Here is a 19,306-nt window from a genome sequence, read left to right as displayed (position 1 = left end):
GAACGCCGCAGCTTCGGCAACGACCGCAATGCCGGTGGCGAACGCCGCTCCTTCGGAGACCGCAAGCCCTTCGGTGAACGCCGCTTCGACGGAGAACGCCGCAGCTTCGGCAACGACCGCAATGCAGGTGGCGAACGCCGCTCCTTTGGAGACCGCAAGCCCTTCGGCGAACGCCGTTTCGACGGAGAACGCCGCAGCTTCGGCAACGATCGCAATGCAGGTGGCGAACGCCGCTCCTTCGGAGACCGCAAACCTTTCGGCGAACGCCGCAGCTTTGGAGACAGGCCCAGCCGCCACTTCGGCGATCGCCCCGACCGCCGCTTCGGCCGCCAGGACTAAACCTCACCGCACCAACAGCCCGAAGACACACCGTCTTCGGGCCTTTTCTTCCCTTGCCATGAAAACATTGCTCACAGCACTCTTCCTCCTGCAAGGCGCCAACCTTTTGCAGGCGGAAACCACCACACCAAACACCCCCCCCCCCTCCGCTCCGGCTGCAACCGAAGCCTTACCGCCGGAAGAAATCCAGAAAATGGAAGCCCTCGAACAGGCTGCCAACAAAGGCGACGCCAAAGCCGCCATGGATCTCGGCATCCGTTATGCAGCGCAGGAAAAAGGCATCGAGGCCGGCCAATGGGGAGAAAAATACCAGCAGATCCTCCGGGAAAAAGCCGAGAAAAACGATACTGCCGCCATGATCGACCTCGGCAGCCTCTACCTCCTCGGCAACATGACCCTCAGCATCCTGCCGAACGCCACCGAAAGCCGTAAATGGTGGCTCAAGGCGGCAGAAGCAGGACACGCCGCCAGCCAATACCAGATTGCCCGCATGATGGAAAAAGGCTACGGCGGCCCCAAGGAAACCGAACAGGCGAAACAATGGTATGCCAAAGCCCGCCAATCTCTCGGTGCCCTCGTGCAGAATGCCGAAAAGGCCGCTTCGGAAGATTTGTATTGGCTGGCTATCATGGAACGCGACGGACTCGGCGCGGAAGCCGCACCCGCACAAGCCCTCGCCCACATGCGGCAGGCAGCGGATAAAGGCCATGTCCACGCCGCCTACCGCGTCGCCCGCATGTACGAACAGGGAACCGGATGCGAAGCCTCTCCCGAACAGGCTCTCGCATGGTACCGCAAGGGAGCGGAACTCGGAAGCATCGACGCCATGATGATGCTCGCAGCCAACTACAAGGCGGGCCGCGGCGTACCACAGGACCTCACGCTCAGCGTCAAATACCTCCAGCAGGCTGCCGCCCGGAACCACCCCGCGGCCATCTACCTCCTCGGCAAAGCCTACCTCTCGGGAGAAGGCATTGAAAAAGATCCGGCCAAAGCCCTCGCCTGCACCGAGCAGCTTGCCTCCTTCGGCTACGGCCCTGCTCTGCTCGACGCCGCCGACATGTACATGAGAGGCATCGGCACGGCCAGGGATGAGAAAAAAGCGGTCGACATGCTCACTCTCGCAGCCAACACCTACGGCGACGCTCCCGGAGCCGCCGCCGCCCATGCGCTCGCACTCTACTACGACGACCAAGGAAACAAGGAGCTGGCGGACACATGGTACTACATCGCCTCCGAACGCGGAGTGCCCGCCGCCATGGCGCGCCGCGGCCTGCTCCACCTCCTGCCCGGCTCCTCCCAGCCGTGGAACCCGTTGCGCGCATACAAATGGTGGAGCATCGGCGCAGAACGGGGAGACAAAACCAGCGCATTCTACAAAAACCTCATGCTCTGGGCCGGCATTCCTCTCGTCATCATCATCTGCATCATCCCGCTATTCATTGTCGCCCGGCTCAACAAACAAAGCCTCGCGCTGGATGCCGAAGCCGCCAAAAAAGCGGCGGAGCAGCCGAAACCATAGCCATCGCGCAGCCCTCTTCCAACCGCGGAATGCCATACGGCATTCCGCAAACGGGAACGGACAACCGACTCTCACGAGCGTCGGTCCTTTTTCTTTCGGCAGGAACAGAGAAGACACCTTAGCGGCTTGACAACCTACCTACCCGAGAGTATCCTTCCTTTCCCGTGTGCGGCACCACGCTGCACACTTGTACGCAATCCACTGATTAACACACACATATGTCTAACACAACCTGCGCATGCAGCGCAACGCCCGACAAAATCGTCTATTCCTTCGGCGGAGGGACCGCCGACGGTAACGGCACTATGAAAAATCTCCTTGGCGGCAAAGGCGCCAACCTCGCCGAAATGGCACGCATCGGCCTCCCGGTGCCTCCAGGCTTCACCATCACCACGGAAGTCTGCACCTACTACTACGCCCATGGCCGCACCTACCCCTGCACTCTTGACAACGACATCAAGGCAGGCATCGCCAAAATGGAAGAAATCGTCGGCAACAAATTCGGCGACACCAAGGCCATGCCCCTCCTCGTCTCCGTCCGCTCCGGCGCACGCGAATCCATGCCCGGCATGATGGACACCATCCTCAACCTCGGCCTCAACGACGAAACCGTCGTCGCCATGGCAGACGCCACGCAGAACCCCCGCTTCGCATGGGACTGCTACCGCCGCTTCATCCAGATGTACGGCGACGTCGTCCTCGGCGTTCAGAAACTTCCGGGCGAAGACCACGAACCCTTCGAAACCGTCATCGAAAACCTCAAGCACGAACGCTACGGCAAGGACATCCTCGACTCCGACATGACCGCCGAAGACTCGCAGGAACTTGTCAAACGCTTCAAGGCCCTCGTCGCCGAGCGTACCGGCCACGAATTCCCCGTCTGCCCGTGGGAACAGCTTCAGGGAGCCATCGGAGCCGTCTTCGGTTCCTGGAACAACGACCGCGCCAACGTCTACCGCCAGAAATACGGCATCCCGTCCGAATGGGGTACCGCCGTCAACGTCCAGGCCATGGTCTTCGGCAACACCGGTGACGAATCCGGTTCCGGCGTCGCCTTCACCCGCAACCCCGCTTCCGGCGAAAACGTCTTCTACGGCGAATTCCTCATGAACGCGCAGGGCGAAGACGTCGTTGCAGGCGTCCGCACCCCCGATCCTGTGGCAGAACTCGCCAACGTCATGCCCGCGGCTCACGCCACCCTCAGCGAAATCCGCCAGACGCTGGAACAGCACTTCCACGACATGCAGGACTTCGAATTCACCATTCAGGACCGCAAGGTATGGATGCTCCAGACCCGCAACGGCAAGCGCACCGGCGTCGCCGCCTTCCGCATCGCCTGCGAAATGGTCGAAGAAGGCCTCATCGACTGGCAGACCGCCGTCAAGCGCATCCCCGCCGACCAGGTGGACCAGCTCCTCACCCCCATCTTCAGCGGCAACGCCATCAAGGAAGCCAAGCAAATCGCCCACGGCCTCCCCGCTGGCCCCGGCGCAGCCTCCGGACGCGTCTACCTCAATGCCGAACGCTGCGTCGAAGCAGCCGACCGCGGTGAAAAAGTCCTTCTTGTCCGCCTCGAAACATCGCCCGAAGACCTTCGCGGCATGATCGCGGCCGAAGGCATCCTCACCGCACGCGGCGGCGTCTCCTCCCACGCGGCCCTCGTCGCCCGCCAGATGGGCAAGGTCTGCGTCTGCGGCGCCGATGCCCTCAACATCGACTACGCGGCCCGCACCATCACCGTCAACGGCGAAACCGTCAAGGAAGGCGACTACCTCTCCATCGACGGCACCACCGGCCTCGTCTACCTCGGCAAGGTCGACACCGCTCCTTCCGAAATCATCCAGGTGCTCATCGACAAAACCCTTGCCCCCGAACAGAGCCGCGCCTACCAGAACTTCGCCAAGCTCATGGACTGGTGCAGCCAGGCCACGCGCATGAGCGTCCGCACCAACGCGGACTCCCCCTCGCAGGCTGAAGCCGCCATCGCGTTCGGAGCCACAGGCATCGGCCTCTGCCGCACCGAACACATGTTCTTCGAAGGCGACCGCATCGACTTCGTCCGCCAGATGATCCTCGCCACCAAGAAGGTTGACCGCGTGGCAGCCATCAACAAGCTCCTTCCCTTCCAGAAGAGCGACTTCAAGGGCATTTTCAAGGCGCTCAAGGGCCTCCCGGCCACTGTCCGCCTCCTCGACCCGCCCCTCCACGAATTCCTTCCCCAGACCAAGGAACAGCAACGCGACCTCGCAGAAAAATTCGAACTTCGCGTCGAAGACATCATGCGCCGCGTCTCGGAACTCCATGAATTCAATCCCATGCTCGGCCACCGCGGCTGCCGCCTCGGCATCGCCTACCCCGAAATCACCGAAATGCAGGCTCGCGCCATCATCGAAGCCGCCATCGAAGTGACCGAAGAAGAAGGCTTCGAAGTCGTGCCGGAAATCATGGTACCCCTCGTCGCCTTCAAGAAAGAACTCGACATCCAGAAAGCCGTCATCGACAAAGTCGCCGCTCAGGTATTCGAAGAAAAGGGCAAAACCATCAAATACCTTGTCGGTACCATGATCGAAATCCCGCGTGCGGCTGTCACCGCCGACCAGATCGCGGAAACCGCCGAATTCTTCTCCTTCGGAACGAACGACCTCACCCAGACCGGCCTCGGCATGAGCCGCGACGACTCGGGCGCCTTCCTTCCGAAGTACCAGGACCTCGAAATCGTCAAAACGAACGTCTTCGCCTCCATCGATCAGGAAGGCGTCGGCAAACTCATGGAAATCGCCGTTGAACTCGGCCGCAAGACCCGCCCGGACATCAAGCTCGGCATCTGCGGCGAACACGGTGGCGACCCCGCCTCCGTCAAGTTCTGCAACAAACTCGGCCTCACCTACGTCAGCTGCTCGCCCTACCGCGTGCCCACCGCTCGCCTCGCCGCTGCGCAGGCCGCTCTGGAACAAGCCTGACCTGAAGCTTGAGCAACCGCTCTTCAAACTCTCCTTCCTTCACGGGAAGGAGAGTTTTTTGCATGGGGCGGGCCGTTTAACCGCATACCGCCCCACTTGAAGATTGCCATACCTCCCGCAGCAAGGCATACTTCCACCGCGCACATTCAACCACGCGCACCCCACCCCATACCGACCATCACGCATATGGCCACATACGACACCAAAACCACAGGCTACTTCAGCCGCACCCTCGTCATCGGAGGCATCATCCTCGCCGCCCTCATCGCCCTTGCCATCTTCCTCGGCGCCAACATGGGCAACAAACGCGTCCTCTCCGGCTTCGCCGGATACGTCTACGAAAAACCCATCTTCGGGCAGAACAAATTCGTAGGCATCCTCGTCGGCCCCTCCTCCACCGGATGGGTCTGGCGGCAGGAAGTCAGCAAAGTATCCATCACCCCGGACACGACCGTCGAAAAATTCGACGCGCAAAACGGCGGAGCCGTCCTCGGCAAGGACAAACTCCCCATCTCCTGCACCGCCTCCCTCGTCTACCGCCTCGACCCGAAAAAGGTCAAGGAATTCATGGAAGACTTCGGCGGCATCGCCCAAAGCTCCGGCAGGAATGACGACGAAGTCGCCGACGAAATCATGCTCTTCGCCTACAACAACTTCATCCAGCAGCCCTTCCGCACTGCCGTCCGCGCCGAACTCAGCAAATACAACGCCCTCGACGCCTCCGGCAGCCTGCAGGAAATCTCCGACCACGTCTTCCAGCAGCTCAGCAAAAAACTCCACAACACCCCCTTCATCATCGACTCCGTCGCCGTCGGGGAAACCAACCCTCCGGCTGCCATCATCGAATCCGTCGTGAAAAAAGTCCAGACCACGCAGGAAAACGAACGCAAGGCCACCGAACTCGAAATCGCCCAGAAACAAATCGCCATCCAAAAAGCACAGGGCGAAGCCGAAGGCGCCATGAAAATGGAACTCGCCCGCAAAGAAGCCGAAGCCAACCTTGCCCGCGGCGAAGCCGAAGCGAAAGTCATCGAAATGCAGGGCCGGGCCAAAGCCGCCGCAGCCCTCCAAATGGCCAAGGCAGAAGCGGAAGGCCTCGAACTCAAGGAAAAGGCCATGGGACCGAACGTCCTCCGAGCCAAAGCCTACGACAACATGCTCAACAACGCCAAAGTCTACCTCCCCTCCGGCAAGGACGCCGATGGCAACATGTCCGTCCTCGGCATCCTCAACCTCGACAAGGCGGAAAACAAATAACCGCCGCCATCCATTCCATCCGACACAAACGGGAGCCTCTCTTGCAGCGGCTCCCGTTCATCTTTAAAGCAGGGTCCACATCGCCCGGCGCCCGGCCATGCTACCGTTCGGAAAAAAGGGCCACCCAGCGTATACATTCATCAACCGTCTGAAGGTCTTGAACCTTTTGGTTATGATTCTGCCATTTTTCCGATGAATGTTCGAAATAGACTCCGATCGAATCATTCGCCTCATAGAAGCAGCAATAAAAATACCGCCCTGTTCGAGCATTCCGTCGCTGCAAGACAAGTGAGGGAAACGTTATCGAATCCTCATAGATAGCCATCTCCGTATCGGGGTACTTGGCAAAATATTGCCGCGCAACCATCTCGAATCTTTCAACCACCGTCCTAGCACTGATTTCGGAAGTAAAAGTATTGCACGAACTTGAAGAATCATCGAAGCCACTCCACGCCGTCAACAAAATGGAGGTCCTCCAAAAACAGTCATAATAAATAAAACAGAATACAGCCAGAGCAAAAGACAAGGCCGAAACAAAAATCGTCAGAATGGAACGTTTCATGGATATCGTCGCGTTTGAGTATGCCGACAAACACATGCCGATGCAAGGAAAAGCTCCTATGTGAAAACAGACCGATGATCAATCCTTACGCGATGCCAGAAATTGCAGGCATGCATCAACCGTTTGAAAAGTATCGACCTTCCCTTCATCGATCTGCTTCTTTTCCGATGAATGCTCAAAAAGAACACTTCTTGAATCGTTTCTTTCAATGAAGCTGCAAGAAAAATACCGCCCGGTTTGCGGATCCCTACGCTGCAGGACAAACGAAGGAAATCCGAGCATATCCATATAAACGGCAATCTCCGTATCCGGATATTGTTCGAAGTATTGCCGCGCAACAAGCTCGAATCTTTCAACAGCAGTCCTGTTGCTGATACCGGATTCAAACGTATTGCATGCACTTTCGGAAGAATCGGCAGTACTCCATGCCGTCATCATGACGGATACTCTCCAGAAGGCATCGAACTTGATGCACAGGAACACGGCAAAAACAAAGAGTGCAATGGCGCTCGGCAGAATGGAACGTTTCATGGTATCGTTGGAAGGGGTAAGTCGGCAAGGATGCGCCGATACAAGGAAAAGCCCCGCAAGCAGTTGAGCTGACGGGGCTTTATAATGGTACTTGGACCGGGACTCGAACCCGGGACCAATAGATTAAAAGTCTACTGCTCTACCAACTGAGCTATCCAAGCACTGACTCACATGGAGCGGGGAGATTACACCGTATTTACTCCGTTTTTGCAAGCATTATTTTCATGAAATGCGACATTTTGCCTCAGAAAACCGTCCGAAAGCACGGTTGGAAGGTCAGGAGCCTTTCCAGCCGCCACCCAGAGCCTTGCACAGCTTGACGACGGCATTCAGGCGCATTTCCTCCGCATCGGCCATTTCCAGCTCCCCGTTCAACAGGCTGCGATGCGTGTCGAGCGCATCCATCAGGCCGATATACCCCGCATCGTACTGCCTGGAAGCAATATCCCAGCTTCGCCGGAGACAATCGACCTCGCTCTTCGTCGCATCATAGATGGCCGCGCCCTGCCGGCGTTCGACGAGAGCATCCCGTATTTCCCGGAAGGCTACCAGCACGGACTGTTCGTAGGCTGCTTCGGTCGCTTTATATTCAGCTGATGCGGCATCGAGGGCAGCCCTCTTTCTTCCGCCGTCGAACAATGTTTGTAGCATGCTGCCGCCAATATCGTACAAGCGCGTCGGCTGGTTCAGCACCTCCTCCAGCGCAGTACTCACATGGCCCAATTCCCCTGTCAACACGAGAGAGGGATAACGGTCCGCGCGAGCGGCTTCCTTGCGCTCGTGGGCGGCGCGAAGCCTCATTTCCCATTCGCAAATATCAGGGCGGCGGTCGATCACATCGGCCGGTATGCCTGCGGGGATGGCGGGCGGGGTCATGGACAGCAGCTCTTCCCGTCCTCGCGTCTTGCCGCCGGAGATGATCGCCCGCGGGCTTTCCCCGACGAGGACGGCCAGAATGCTCTCAGCCTTCGACAATTCGTTTTCCGCCTTCCGGAGCTGGGCCAGAGTCTTGTCACGCTCGGCCTGCACGCGGCGCAGGGCAAGCTCGGGGTACTGCCCCTGCTCGAAACGTTTTTCATACATGGAACACGTCTGTTCGTAGGATTCGTGCACACGCCGGATAATATCGCACTTCTCCTGCCATGTGCATACGGAGATATACCCCGAAGCCACTTCCGCCGACAGGCGCAGCCAGACGGCATCCCTTGCAGCCGCAGAGGCCAGCAGATCGGCCTGCGCCGCACCGGAGCGCATACGCAGCTTGCCCCACAGATCGACCTCATAGGAAAGGATGCCTGAAGCCTGCCACAGGTCGCGCCCGCGCTCCGGAAGAGACTGGGAATACTGCTGACCTTTCGTCAATTCCTGCCGTGCCGCGCCCGCCTTCAATGAAGCCTGGGGCAATTCTCCGGCCGCTTCCGCACTCGCCATCGCCGCAGCCTTGTCCACCACGGCGGCCGCATGCGCGAGATCCCGGTTGTACAGGAACGCCCGTTCCTCCAGCCTGTCCAGATTGCTGCTGTGAAATACCTGCCACCACCGGGGCCGGGTATGGATGGACAAAGCCGCATCCTGCGTGGCATCCGCTCCCTCGGGCACATCCATTTGGGGACGTACGAACCGCTCCGTACTCCGGCAGGACGGCAGGCAGAACGCCAAGGAAAGAGGAACAAGGAGAAAAAGGCCCGGGCGTCGTTTCATGGTCATGCATTGGTCGGTTGATTGGCACGCACTCGGAAGCAGAAGAGCGCAAACAGCACTCCGGCCGCACCCACCATGGCGATGCACAAATAGAAATAATCGGTGGAAAAGATCTGGCTCTGGAGCGATACGGCCTTGTTGAGCACGGCATTCGCCCCGGCATGCACCTGCCCGGCCGTCTGCCCCGCATCGGCAAAATGGCGTTGCCACATATCCATGGTGGCGACGGCTCCCGGCGACCCCTCCCGCGTCTGCTCCGCAACGGAGAACTGGTAATTCGTTTTCATATGGGCCAGCACGGTGCTCACGCTACTTGCAAACAGGGCGATGAAGAGGAAGCGGACGGTATGCATCGTGCGTGCGGAAGAGGCAGCCCGCTCCGGCGGCACACCGCGCATGATCAGAGGCGAACCGGTGTTGATGCAAAAGGCATAGCCCACGCCGAACACGGCCAGAGGCCACGCGACATCAAGCCACGAGCTGCCCGTATGTAGGCGTGCCAGCAGAAACGCCGCGCCGCTCAGGCCCAGCAACCCCGCCATCATCCCCACACGAAGAGCCAGCTTCCCGCGCACCATCAGAGGCAGCACACATGCAGCCCCCACGCAGAAGGAAGCGACCAGCACGGAAAACACCAGTGCAATGTGTACCGGATCGTACGACATCGTATTGCGCATGAATTGCACCGTACCTGCACGGATCCAGCAAACGCAGAATATATTGCACAAGGAGGCGATCAGGGCGCACATGAACCTGTAATTCTTCAGAACGCTGAAATCGAGCAGCGGGGACTTGTGGTTCAGGCAGGAAATGGCCGTCAGCGCCAGAAAGCAGAAAGCGCCGTACCCCCATGCCATCACGTATGGCGATGTCCACCCCTCCGTCTCCCCGTCGATCAGCACCATCAGCATACACAGGCAGGACATGCCCAGCGACAGAAAGGAAAACCAGTCGAACTTCCCCTGCTTAGGGATTCTGGCATTGGGTACGAATATCGAGGTGACGAGAGCCATCAGCAAGGCGGCGGCTCCCGTCAGCACGAAAAGCATCCGCCAGCTTCCATACTGCACCAGAAAACAGCCGACCACGGGGCTGATGCAGGAAGCCATGCCCAGAGAATACAGGCGCAACCCCATCGGCCACGCCAGAGCTTCGCGGGGCAGAGCCGCCGCCATCACTCCCGCTCCGTATGCCAGAGCCAGCCCGCCGCCGAATCCCTGCACCAGCCGCGCCACGATCATCATCAGAAAGTGGTCGGCCACCAAGGCGAGAGCCGAGCCTCCGACCATCAGCAGCAGCCCGAAGCGCAGAGCCCGCCTCAACCCGATACGGGCCCACAGGTAGGAAGCCACCGAAAAGGAAAGAGCCGTTCCCAGCGGACAGGCCGCACCGGACCACGAAACATCCAGCACGCCGACGACAAAGGTGCCCGACAAATCGGGCGTGGCAGCCGTGATGCTGCCCATATTGATAAAAGTGAGTATCGTACAACCGAAGGCAAGCAGCACCAGCACCCGGCGGCGCATGCGTTCCGCCGTGGATTCCTTCACCCTGCTTTCGTCCTCTGCATCCATACTCTCACAAGGCGATATTGACCTGCCCCTGCATCCCAGGGCGGAACACCACGTACGGCTGTTCTTTAGGCAACGAAACCTTGACGGGGATGCGCTGCATGACCTTCGTGAAATAGCCGCTCACATTCTCCGTCGAAATCAGGGAAAACGTGGCGCACGTCGTCGCACCGATCTCGTACACCTTGCCGTGGAACTCGCGGTCGGCATAGCCGTCGATGGTAAACTGCACATCCTGCCCCAGCCGGATATGGCCGATCTTCGTCTCCTCCACCCGCACATTCAGCCAGATATCGCTGCCGTCTACGATGGAGAAAAGCTTCTGCCCCGTATTCACGACCTCGCCCTCATGCACGAGTTTCTGGGCAATCATCCCATCCACCGGGGACTTGATCACGCACTCCTCGGACAACACCTTCAACTCATCCAGCTCCGCCTGGGCCGCCTCCCACTGCGCTTTGGCGGAACGCTTCTCCTCCTCGCGGCAGCCTTCCAGCTTTAGGTCAAGATTCTCCTGCTCCGCATCCCGGGCGGCCTTGGCGGCCAGATAGGCCGCGCGCACGGCGTCCCGGTCCGCCACACTGATACCGGCATTGTCCGCCACCAGCTTTTCAATACGCTCGTAATCGCGGTGGGCGCGTTCCAGTGTCGCGGCAGCCTGCGCCGTCTTCGCCCTCTGGGATTCGATCTCATGGGGCCGAGCCCCGGCCATCACCTCATCGTACCGCGCCTTCATCAATGCCACCCTGGATTCCACCGCCGAGGTGCGGGCGGCGAGGCTCCGGGCATCCAGCTCGGCCAGCACCTGCCCCTTGCGCACCGTCTCACCCTCCTGTACAGCCACCCGCAACACACGTTCGGACAACTTCGACCCCACGGACACGATACTGGCTTCCACACGGCAATCGTCCGTTGCTACGGAATGCTTCCCGCGCACATACCAGATGCCCCACAAAATCCCCCCCACGGCGACGAGCGCCATGCTCCCCAGTGAAATTGCCTTCAAATGCTTGCTCATACCTCCTTCTTCCCTTCCTCATTCTCCTTCCGTTCGAACCCCTGAATGAAAAGATCGATCGTCAACCGCAGGGAATCCACCTTGGACTGCCATACCTTCCTGTCGTCATTCAGGCAATACATCAGCATATAGCCGTGCAGAGTATTGATGAACGTCCGTGCCATCAGCTCCGCATCTCCCTCTCGCACCCGCCCGAGCTGCTGCATCCTCAGCATGTAATCGTGCAGGAACGCCAGCATCTCCCGCGCACTCTTCAAATAATCGTCCCCGTTCGTATCGACGGATTCCAGCGCGCTCAAATAGGCGCGGAACGCATTCCTCTTCGCACTGGTCGCCTGCAAATACAGGCGGGCAGCCAAACGCAGATCATGCCCGAGTTCCCAACGGCAGGCGCGGGTAAACTCCTCCTTCAGCTCCTTGGCATAGGCGCGGTACCGGATAATCCCCGTCAACAGCTCCGTCTTCGACGGAAAATAGCGGAACACGGTCTTCTCGCACAAACCCGCCTTATTGCCTATCTCCTGCACGCTCACCCGGTGGAAACCCTTTTCGCTCATCAGCTTGATGGCGGCCTCCACAATCCTGATCATCGTCTTTTTCTGAGTCGGCGACAAATGCTCCATGTCTGTCAGTGTAACAGACATTTTTTACACCGTCAAGCGTCTCACTGTGGACGGTACGGGCAAATTCTCCACAAAAAAGCCGCCACACGTTTCTCTATCAAAACCATGCCAAAAAGAAAAAAAGCGCGTTTCCCTGAGGAAACGCGCCTTGAAACCGGAATCGGGAGCGGTGTTACTTCTGCTTCTGCGGAGTCACGTCCTTGGTCTGGCCGTTCACCACGAGCTTCACCTTCTTGCCGGTCGGCGAAGTGAGCTTGTAGTCCGTCACCTTGCCGTCCTTCCACGTAAAGTCCACCGTCACATTGCCGCGGGCCTTGAGGCCCTTCACCGAACCGCTGGCCCAAGCCTTGGCGGGCGCCGGGAGCAGTTCGATCTGTCCGCTGTGAGACTGGAGAAGCATTTCGGAAATGCCGCCGGGAATACCGAAGTTGCCGTCGAGCTGCATCGGCGCGTGCGTCGTCAGCAGGTTCGGAAGCGTATTGTGCTGCAGCAGGCCGGAAACCATCTCATGAGCCTTGTCTCCATTGTGGAAGCGTGCCCAGAGAGCCGTACGCCACGGCCACGTCCACGAGCGGCGGCTGTCGCCCGTCGTACCGCGCCATTCGAGCGACTTGCTGGCGGCTTCGGACAACTCGGGCGTCTTCACCGGATTGATCATATTGCCGGGGTAAACGGCAAACAGGTGCGAGGTATGGCGATGCTGCGTCCTGGGGATACGGTCGATCATCCATTCCATCAGATTGCCTTCCTTGCCGATCTTCGGTCCGGCGAGGCGATCGCGCTTGGCAGCCAACTGCTTGGCCCAGGCATCGTCCACACCGAGCGTCTTCGCAGCGGCAATGGTATTCGTGAACAATTCCCAGATCAACTGCTGGTCATGAGCCACACCGTCTTCGCGGGGGCCGTGTTCCGGAGACCAGCCGTGAGGAGCAACCAACGTACCGGCCTTGATATCGGCCAACTCGGGGAACTTCGTCACATCGACTTCCTTGCCGTCCGTCTTCAATCCCTTGCCGCCTGCGCCAAGCTCCTTGAGATGATCTTCCCAGAACTCGCAGATTTCCTTCATCATCGGGTACACCTTCTTCAAATACGCCTTATCCTGCGTGAAGTTGTAGTGCTCCCACATATGCAGGGCATACCATGCGGAAGCAGGAATATTCACCTGCCAGCCGTTGCCACCGAACGGATTGTGGGAAGTGTACAGCGTCCAGCCGCGCACCTTGCCCTGATGGTCGGGCTGAGTTGCCTTCACATACTCCTGAGTGGCAATGCGGTTCGGCTCTTCGGTCGCCACGAGAAGATCCATCATGGGCAGATGGCACTCGGGCAGATTCGTCGGCTCCGCACCCCAGTAGGCCATCTGCATATTGATATTGCTGTGGTAATCGCTGGCCCAGGGCGGCGACACCATACCGTTCCAGAGCCCCTGCAAATTGGCAGGCAGGCTGCCCGGGCGCGAACTCGAAATCAACAGATAGCGGCCGAGTTGGAACATCGTCTCCTCAAGCTGCGGATCGTTCTGGTTCTTCTTGTAGGCATCGAGGCGTTTGGGAGTCGGCAGTCCCGCCACAGCGGCGTCCGTCGTCCCGAGATTCAACGTCACGCGGTCGAAATACTTCGAGAAATCCTTACGGTGGGCGGCACGCAGTTCAGCAAGGGACTTCTTCTTGGCGGCGGCCAATTGCTTGGCGATCTTGCCGGAAGGAGCTGCGCCCTTCCAATGCTTCGAATAATCCATCACATAATCCGTACCCAGTGCAACCAGCACCACGCAGGAATCTCCGCCCTTCAGTTCGAGCACGCCGTTATTGGCAGTCAACGTACCTTTACTGTTCAGCACGACGGCCTGTCCCTCAAACTGCATGCCGTTCTTCAGCGTACCCTTGAGCGTCACGGTATTGCCGGAGGCAGACACCTGCACGCCATCCTGCTGGCCCACGAACGTGAACTTCGCATCGAGCTTGCCCGGCTGGTCCGCCTTATAGGAAAACACCATCACCTGATCGGGCGCGCTCACGAACGATTCGCTCGACACGGTCACCCCCTTGCGCGTACCCTTGGAAGTCACCTCGGCTTCATTCAACGACAAGGCGCGGTCGAAACCTTCCTGCTTCACCGGCGCGCCGAAATCCACGATAAAATCGCCGAACGGCTGATAACAGCCGAAACCGTCGCCGCCCGTATTGGCATTGTAACCGTTATACTTCTTATCGCCGTTGCGGTTCGTCGTACCGAGATTCTCGCCGCCCGACCACAAAGAGATTTCATTCAGTGCATAGCGGTCGCGGCCGCTGCCGTTGAACACCATCGCACCCATGCGGCCGTTGCCGATCGGATACCCTTCGGACTCCCAAAGCTGGGCCGGGTTGCCTTTGGCGGCATTCCACGTCGGAGTACCGCCATCCGCAGAGGAGGGTTCCCAAATGCCATCGTATTGATTGGAGGTACGGCCCTCTTCCTTCTGGTTATCGAAAAGGCGAGTCACGGCCGGAGTATCCGACCAGATCCTGTATTCGCGCGATGTCCCGCTCGCGGAACGGGAAGATGCCTGCGATTGAGCCGCCGCATAGGACAACCCCGACGCAGCCAACAGGGAAAGAATGAACAATGTGCGTTTCATGTCGTGCTTTTTTATCGGAAACAAGATTGAGCGTCAAGCGGAAAATAATTTAAGCGAGTACGACGAAATACAGAAAGATTCACAGTTTTGCGACGTATGAAGCCCTGCCCGGGAACAGGTAAAAGCCCATCATCCCGCGTACAATGCTCTTTTTTCAACAAAATGGTGCGTGTCATACAAAACAGGCAAAAGAACATTGCTTTTCCGGATAGAATGCGCGACAAACAATCGTATTCCAACCACTCCCCCAACCATGCATCTCCGACTCTTGCTTATCCTTGCCCTCACCGGCACCGTAGCCGTTGCTTCTCCCACGGTTCTCGACCGGCCTCCGCTCGCTGCTTATCAGGATACCGCGACCGCCGACACTCCGGACGCACCCAAACCATACACAACGGAAATACCGGCCCTTGGCTGTATCGGCATATACCCCCTGCACCAAAAAGACTGGGCCTGCGCCCCAGACAGCAATACCTACCTTCTCGCCGACGAATTCGGCCGGTTCTGCACGAATGCGGTCGAACAATATCTGGACCGGCACGATCCCGCCACCGCCGCCATCCGCCGCAACAACCGGGCCGCCCATCTGGAATACGTGCCGCGCGGCCATCTCTTCTTCAACATGGACAACACCATCGAATGGTATCTTGCCTCCACCTGCACGAAACCCGGCAAGGGAGGCGACATCGGAGCCAGAGGAACATGCCGCTATATCATCGAAAAAAACCGCATCGTCCTTGAATACACGGTCAAAAGCGTCTCATCCACCCTTCGGCTACCGATCGACAACACGGCCTCCCCTTCCGGCAAGGGAAAACTGTGCCTCGACCTGACGGATCCCGTCTTCGGAAAAAACATCTATCCGGAAATTCCCGTCGTCATCGAAAAGCAAACTCCTCCCGGCACTGTCGTTCAAAAAACGCCGTTCACCCGCTTCGGCACAGACGACACATACAACCACAACGTCATCGAAACATCGTGGAACGATGATGAAACGGCTGTCCTCGTCACCCAACACTGGAAATGGCATTCGGAAATTTACCTGTACGCCGAAACGGCAGACCATCGCTACATCCGCTCCGGCAATCTTTCCGAAGAATGCTCCACCGCAATTGAACAACGCATCCACGCCACATTGCCGGATTTCGTACGAAAACGAGCAAAAATCGCCACTACCTACCCCTATACGCTGCAAGGCGCCATGAAATGTACGGGCAACCAAAAGATCACATGGCAAATGGATTCGTACATGCCCAAGAACGAAAACATGAACGGCAACTTTCATACCGAAGGCGCCTTCCATTACTCCGTCAAAGCCGGAAAACTCTGCCTTGCACCCGACATCCTCACCCTGCAGCCGGCACCCGAACAAACTCTTGATGAACAGCCTGAAGAAGAAGAGAAGGAAGACCTGTGCGACATCATCCTCCGGATGTATTCGGAGTAACGCGGCCTTGACATCCCCCCGGGCAGGCGTATAATACCACCTCCCCCCATGAAAAACATCATCTTCTATGTATTTCTGGCGGCGGCACTTCTAGCGACCGTCATGGGATGGGGCGACGCCTGCATCCTCCTTATCGCCGGCATCTTCGTCGCACTCACCGTGGGCAACCCGGTCTCCTCCCTCACCGCCAATGGGGCCAAATATCTGCTTCAGGCCTCCGTCGTCCTCATGGGCTTCAAATACGACATCCACTCCATGCTTGCCGTCGGCAGCCAGGGCGTCTTCCTCTCCATCTTCTCCATCGCCCTCGTCCTCACCTGCGGCACCCTCTTCTCGCGCTGGCTCAAAGTCCGTTACGAAGTAGGCGCTCTCGTCTCCTGCGGCACCTCCATCTGCGGCGGCTCCGCCATCGCCGCCATCGGCGGCGTCATGAAATCGGACAACAAGGACATGGCCGTCTCCCTCGGCACCATTTTTCTGCTGAACGCCGTCGCCCTCCTCATCTTCCCCGTCATGGGCCACAGCCTCCACATGAGCGAACAAATCTTCGGTTACTGGAGCGGCATCGCCATTCAGGACACTTCCAGCGTCGCTGGAGCGGCCCAAAGCTACGGAGGAGCCACGCTGGCCTATGCCATCCCCGTCAAACTCGCGCGCGCCCTGTGGATCATCCCCCTCGCCATGTGTGTCGGCTGGTTCCATCGCCGCCGCAGCGAATCCCTCGGCGCGGAAGCGGGCTCCTTCTCCATCCCCTGGTTCATCTTCCTCTTCATCATCGCCTCCGCCGTCAAAACGTGGATTCCCTCCGGTGAACACCTCTACGCGCACGGTGCGGACCTCGGCGTCAAAGCGCTCGTCTTCACCCTGTACCTCATCGGACTCGGCATGTCGTACCATGCGCTCAAAAGCGTCGGCTGGCGCGCCCTCGTTCTCGGCGTCCTGCTCTGGATCGTACTGGGCATCAGCTCCCTCATCTGGCTCACCGTCAGCCCTCCGGCATAGCGCAGGGAACCCTCCCGGCGTATGACACGAATGCACGGCGGTCTCTCCATGCCCGCGGACTTCCTGCTTGCCTTTTCCCGGCAAAATTCTATAATGAATGCATAGAGCGCATGAAATTTGCCGGAAACATGCTGATCCTTCTCGCCTTCTTGCTCACCATGCTGGGCAACTCGGTGCGAATCGGCGTATGCCCGCATGACAACAAGCTCTTCATCGGCGAATGCGGCGTCGAACAGCAAATCATCTCCAACCAGCAGGCGAAGGCCGCTCATATACACTCGCATTTGTGCGAACACTGCGCGGAACCCGAAGAAATTCCCGGCATGTGCCCCAACTGCCATGGATGCCACAACATCCTTCTGGCAACGGACAACACCTACGAATTCACCGCTTTTGTCCTAGCCTCCGCACCAGCCGTGCCCGTACTCTACCTCGAACGCACGGAGCTTGAACTTCACGGTTGCCAACCCGACGGCATCCCCGCCGTGGAACCTTGGCCCCCGCCCGACCCGGCATCGACCGCCGCTCCCTACTGCGGCCATACCACACCCCTTCTGTCCTAGGAGGCAGGATATGCGTTTTTCCATCTCCGGAAAAACGGCACAGGATCGTACACACCGGAACGCACGTCCCTTGAAGACTCCCGGTGAATTGGCGGCATTGCGCCCGCCTGCACTTCCCAAGCATATCCAAACAACCTCCACACATGTCACTCGAATTACTTACCAAACAATCATCATCTTCGCAGCCGGAGCCAGGTTCCGGCAAAAAACGCGCCCAGCGCACCCTGCCCACCTGGTTCTTCCCGCTCATCATCCTGCTCGGCTTCGTCGGAGTCTTTGCCCTCGTCCTCTGGGACGACCTCAAACCCGCCACGCCCGTACGCATCGCACGCGCCGAAGCCATCGCCGACTCTGCTCCCGCCATTGATGCCGAAGCGCAGAAAAAAGCTCCCGCCCACATGCTCTTCCAGGCCTCGGGCTGGATCGCCCCCGACCCGCTCGAAACGCGCGCCGGCACCCTCATCAGCGGCACGGTCAAAGATGTACTCGTCACCGAAGGCGAACTCGTCGAAAAAGGCCAAACGCTCGTCACCTTCATTGACGACGACTTCCGCATCCATGTCGACCAAACCCACGCCGACCATCAGGACGCCACGGCCACCGTCCAGCTCCGCAAAGCCGAACTCGACACAGCACGCGCCAACCTCGCCGCACAGCAAGCCAACCTCGCCGCCGACAAGGAACGCCTCAAAAACCTTGAAATCAACCACGAACGCTACTCCAAACTCGGCCGCGACCTCGTGAGCGACAAAACCATCACCGACGCCCTCCACGAAAAGAACGAATACATCAAAAAAGTGGAAGCGGCAGGTGCCGTACTGGCTGCATCCAACGCCGCCATCGCGGAATGCGAAGCCCGGCTGGCATCCGCCAGAGCACAGGAAGCCAAAGCCGAACAGGCATGCAACCAGGCCAAGCTCGACCTCTCGCGCTGTGAAATCAAATCGCCCATCAAGGGCCGCGTTCTCCGCCTCTTCACCTCCCCCGGCTCCCGCCTCAACACCACGGGAGAAGGTGCGAGCAAAGACATCGGCACGGCCGTCTCCCTCTACGACCCTGAAAAAGTCGCCCTGAGCATGGACGTACCCCTCGACCAGGCTACCAAAATGTACGTCGGACAGAATGCGCGCATCCACTGCGAAACCTTCCCGGACCGCACCTTCAAAGGAATCGTCTCCCGCATCTACGGCGAAGCCGACCAGCAGCGCAACACCCTGCGCGCCCAGGTCAGCGTCACCGAACCTGACGACCTCCTGCGCCCTGGCATGCTCTGCCGCGCCGAAGTCTACTCCCCCGGAGACATGGACACCGCAACCAGCGCGCCCGCACCCGCAGCCGGAGGAGAAACGTCGGACAGCGTCCTCATCCCCCGCGAAGCCCTCGCAGGCGAAGACCGCGTCTGGGTCGTCACCATCAACAACAAACTCGAATCGCGCCAGATCACGCGCGATCCCTCCCGCGACAAGGGAGACCGCATCGCCGTCACCGGCGGCCTGCTTCCCGGGGAACCCGTCGTCCTCGCACCCTCGGCCGACTTCAAGGCCGACCAAAACGTCAAAGCACAATAAACACCAAACCATCTTCAAA

At 59.0% G+C, this 19,306-nt stretch carries 13 protein-coding genes, 1 tRNA gene and 1 pseudogene; 8 read left to right on the top strand and 7 right to left on the bottom strand.

What is annotated here, in order from left to right; translation table 11 throughout:
• From AC781_RS13175 to AC781_RS13160, 4 genes and pseudogenes are all read left to right on the top strand, one after another.
• Positions 1 to 339, top strand: a pseudogene (locus AC781_RS13175) (pseudouridine synthase); the annotation flags it as partial.
• A 58-nt stretch (positions 340 to 397) separates the two neighbouring features.
• Complete coding sequence (locus AC781_RS13170; RefSeq protein WP_067775849.1) at positions 398 to 1,861, top strand: tetratricopeptide repeat protein; 1,464 nt, start codon at positions 398 to 400, stop codon at positions 1,859 to 1,861.
• 218 nt (positions 1,862 to 2,079) lie between these two features.
• A complete protein-coding gene (gene ppdK, locus AC781_RS13165) occupies positions 2,080 to 4,821 on the top strand; it encodes a pyruvate, phosphate dikinase (RefSeq protein ID WP_067777938.1) in 2,742 nt (913 codons plus the stop codon).
• Positions 4,822 to 5,007: 186 nt separating this feature from the next.
• On the top strand, positions 5,008 to 6,078 hold the full coding sequence (locus tag AC781_RS13160) for an SPFH domain-containing protein (protein WP_067777937.1): 1,071 nt from the start codon (positions 5,008 to 5,010) through the stop codon (positions 6,076 to 6,078).
• A 640-nt stretch (positions 6,079 to 6,718) separates the two neighbouring features.
• Here AC781_RS13160 and AC781_RS13150 read toward each other — a convergent pair.
• From AC781_RS13150 to AC781_RS13120, 7 genes are all read right to left on the bottom strand, one after another.
• On the bottom strand, positions 6,719 to 7,171 hold the full coding sequence (locus tag AC781_RS13150; RefSeq protein ID WP_067777934.1) for a hypothetical protein: 453 nt from the start codon (positions 7,169 to 7,171) through the stop codon (positions 6,719 to 6,721).
• A gap of 85 nt (positions 7,172 to 7,256) precedes the next feature.
• A tRNA-Lys gene (locus tag AC781_RS13145) sits at positions 7,257 to 7,332 on the bottom strand.
• A gap of 115 nt (positions 7,333 to 7,447) precedes the next feature.
• Entirely contained in the window at positions 7,448 to 8,872 is a 1,425-nt protein-coding gene (locus AC781_RS13140; protein ID WP_172801808.1) for an efflux transporter outer membrane subunit, read from the bottom strand.
• Positions 8,873 to 8,874: 2 nt separating this feature from the next.
• Positions 8,875 to 10,446: an MFS transporter gene (locus AC781_RS13135; protein WP_067777930.1), complete on the bottom strand. Its 1,572-nt coding sequence runs from the start codon at positions 10,444 to 10,446 to the stop codon at positions 8,875 to 8,877.
• Positions 10,447 to 10,450: 4 nt separating this feature from the next.
• Positions 10,451 to 11,449 carry an HlyD family secretion protein gene (locus tag AC781_RS13130; RefSeq protein ID WP_218107280.1) on the bottom strand — a complete coding sequence of 333 codons (999 nt, stop codon included), beginning with the start codon at positions 11,447 to 11,449 and terminating at the stop codon, positions 10,451 to 10,453.
• 8 nt (positions 11,450 to 11,457) lie between these two features.
• The gene (locus AC781_RS13125) at positions 11,458 to 12,105 is read right to left on the bottom strand and encodes a TetR/AcrR family transcriptional regulator (protein WP_083077137.1); all 648 of its coding nucleotides are present in this window, start codon (positions 12,103 to 12,105) and stop codon (positions 11,458 to 11,460) included.
• 151 nt (positions 12,106 to 12,256) lie between these two features.
• Positions 12,257 to 14,707 (bottom strand): glycoside hydrolase family 95 protein, encoded by a 2,451-nt coding sequence (locus AC781_RS13120; RefSeq protein WP_067777919.1) that lies wholly within the window; start codon positions 14,705 to 14,707, stop codon positions 12,257 to 12,259.
• 253 nt (positions 14,708 to 14,960) lie between these two features.
• On the opposite strand from AC781_RS13120, the gene AC781_RS13115 reads away from it, so the two are divergent.
• From AC781_RS13115 to AC781_RS13100, 4 genes are all read left to right on the top strand, one after another.
• A complete protein-coding gene (locus tag AC781_RS13115) occupies positions 14,961 to 16,154 on the top strand; it encodes a hypothetical protein (protein ID WP_067777917.1) in 1,194 nt (397 codons plus the stop codon).
• A gap of 48 nt (positions 16,155 to 16,202) precedes the next feature.
• On the top strand, positions 16,203 to 17,156 hold the full coding sequence (locus AC781_RS13110) for a YeiH family protein (RefSeq protein ID WP_067777915.1): 954 nt from the start codon (positions 16,203 to 16,205) through the stop codon (positions 17,154 to 17,156).
• Between the two features lie 110 nt (positions 17,157 to 17,266).
• Positions 17,267 to 17,719: a hypothetical protein gene (locus AC781_RS13105; RefSeq protein ID WP_067777913.1), complete on the top strand. Its 453-nt coding sequence runs from the start codon at positions 17,267 to 17,269 to the stop codon at positions 17,717 to 17,719.
• A gap of 143 nt (positions 17,720 to 17,862) precedes the next feature.
• Positions 17,863 to 19,287 (top strand): efflux RND transporter periplasmic adaptor subunit, encoded by a 1,425-nt coding sequence (locus AC781_RS13100; protein ID WP_067777911.1) that lies wholly within the window; start codon positions 17,863 to 17,865, stop codon positions 19,285 to 19,287.
• Positions 19,288 to 19,306: the final 19 nt, after the last annotated feature.

It is taken from the genome of Neoakkermansia glycaniphila, from assembly GCF_001683795.1.
Taxonomy (GTDB): Bacteria; Verrucomicrobiota; Verrucomicrobiia; order Verrucomicrobiales; family Akkermansiaceae; genus Akkermansia; species Akkermansia glycaniphila.
The sequence above is the reverse complement of the archived record's forward strand: the minus strand, read 5'-3'. Positions and strand labels throughout refer to the sequence as shown.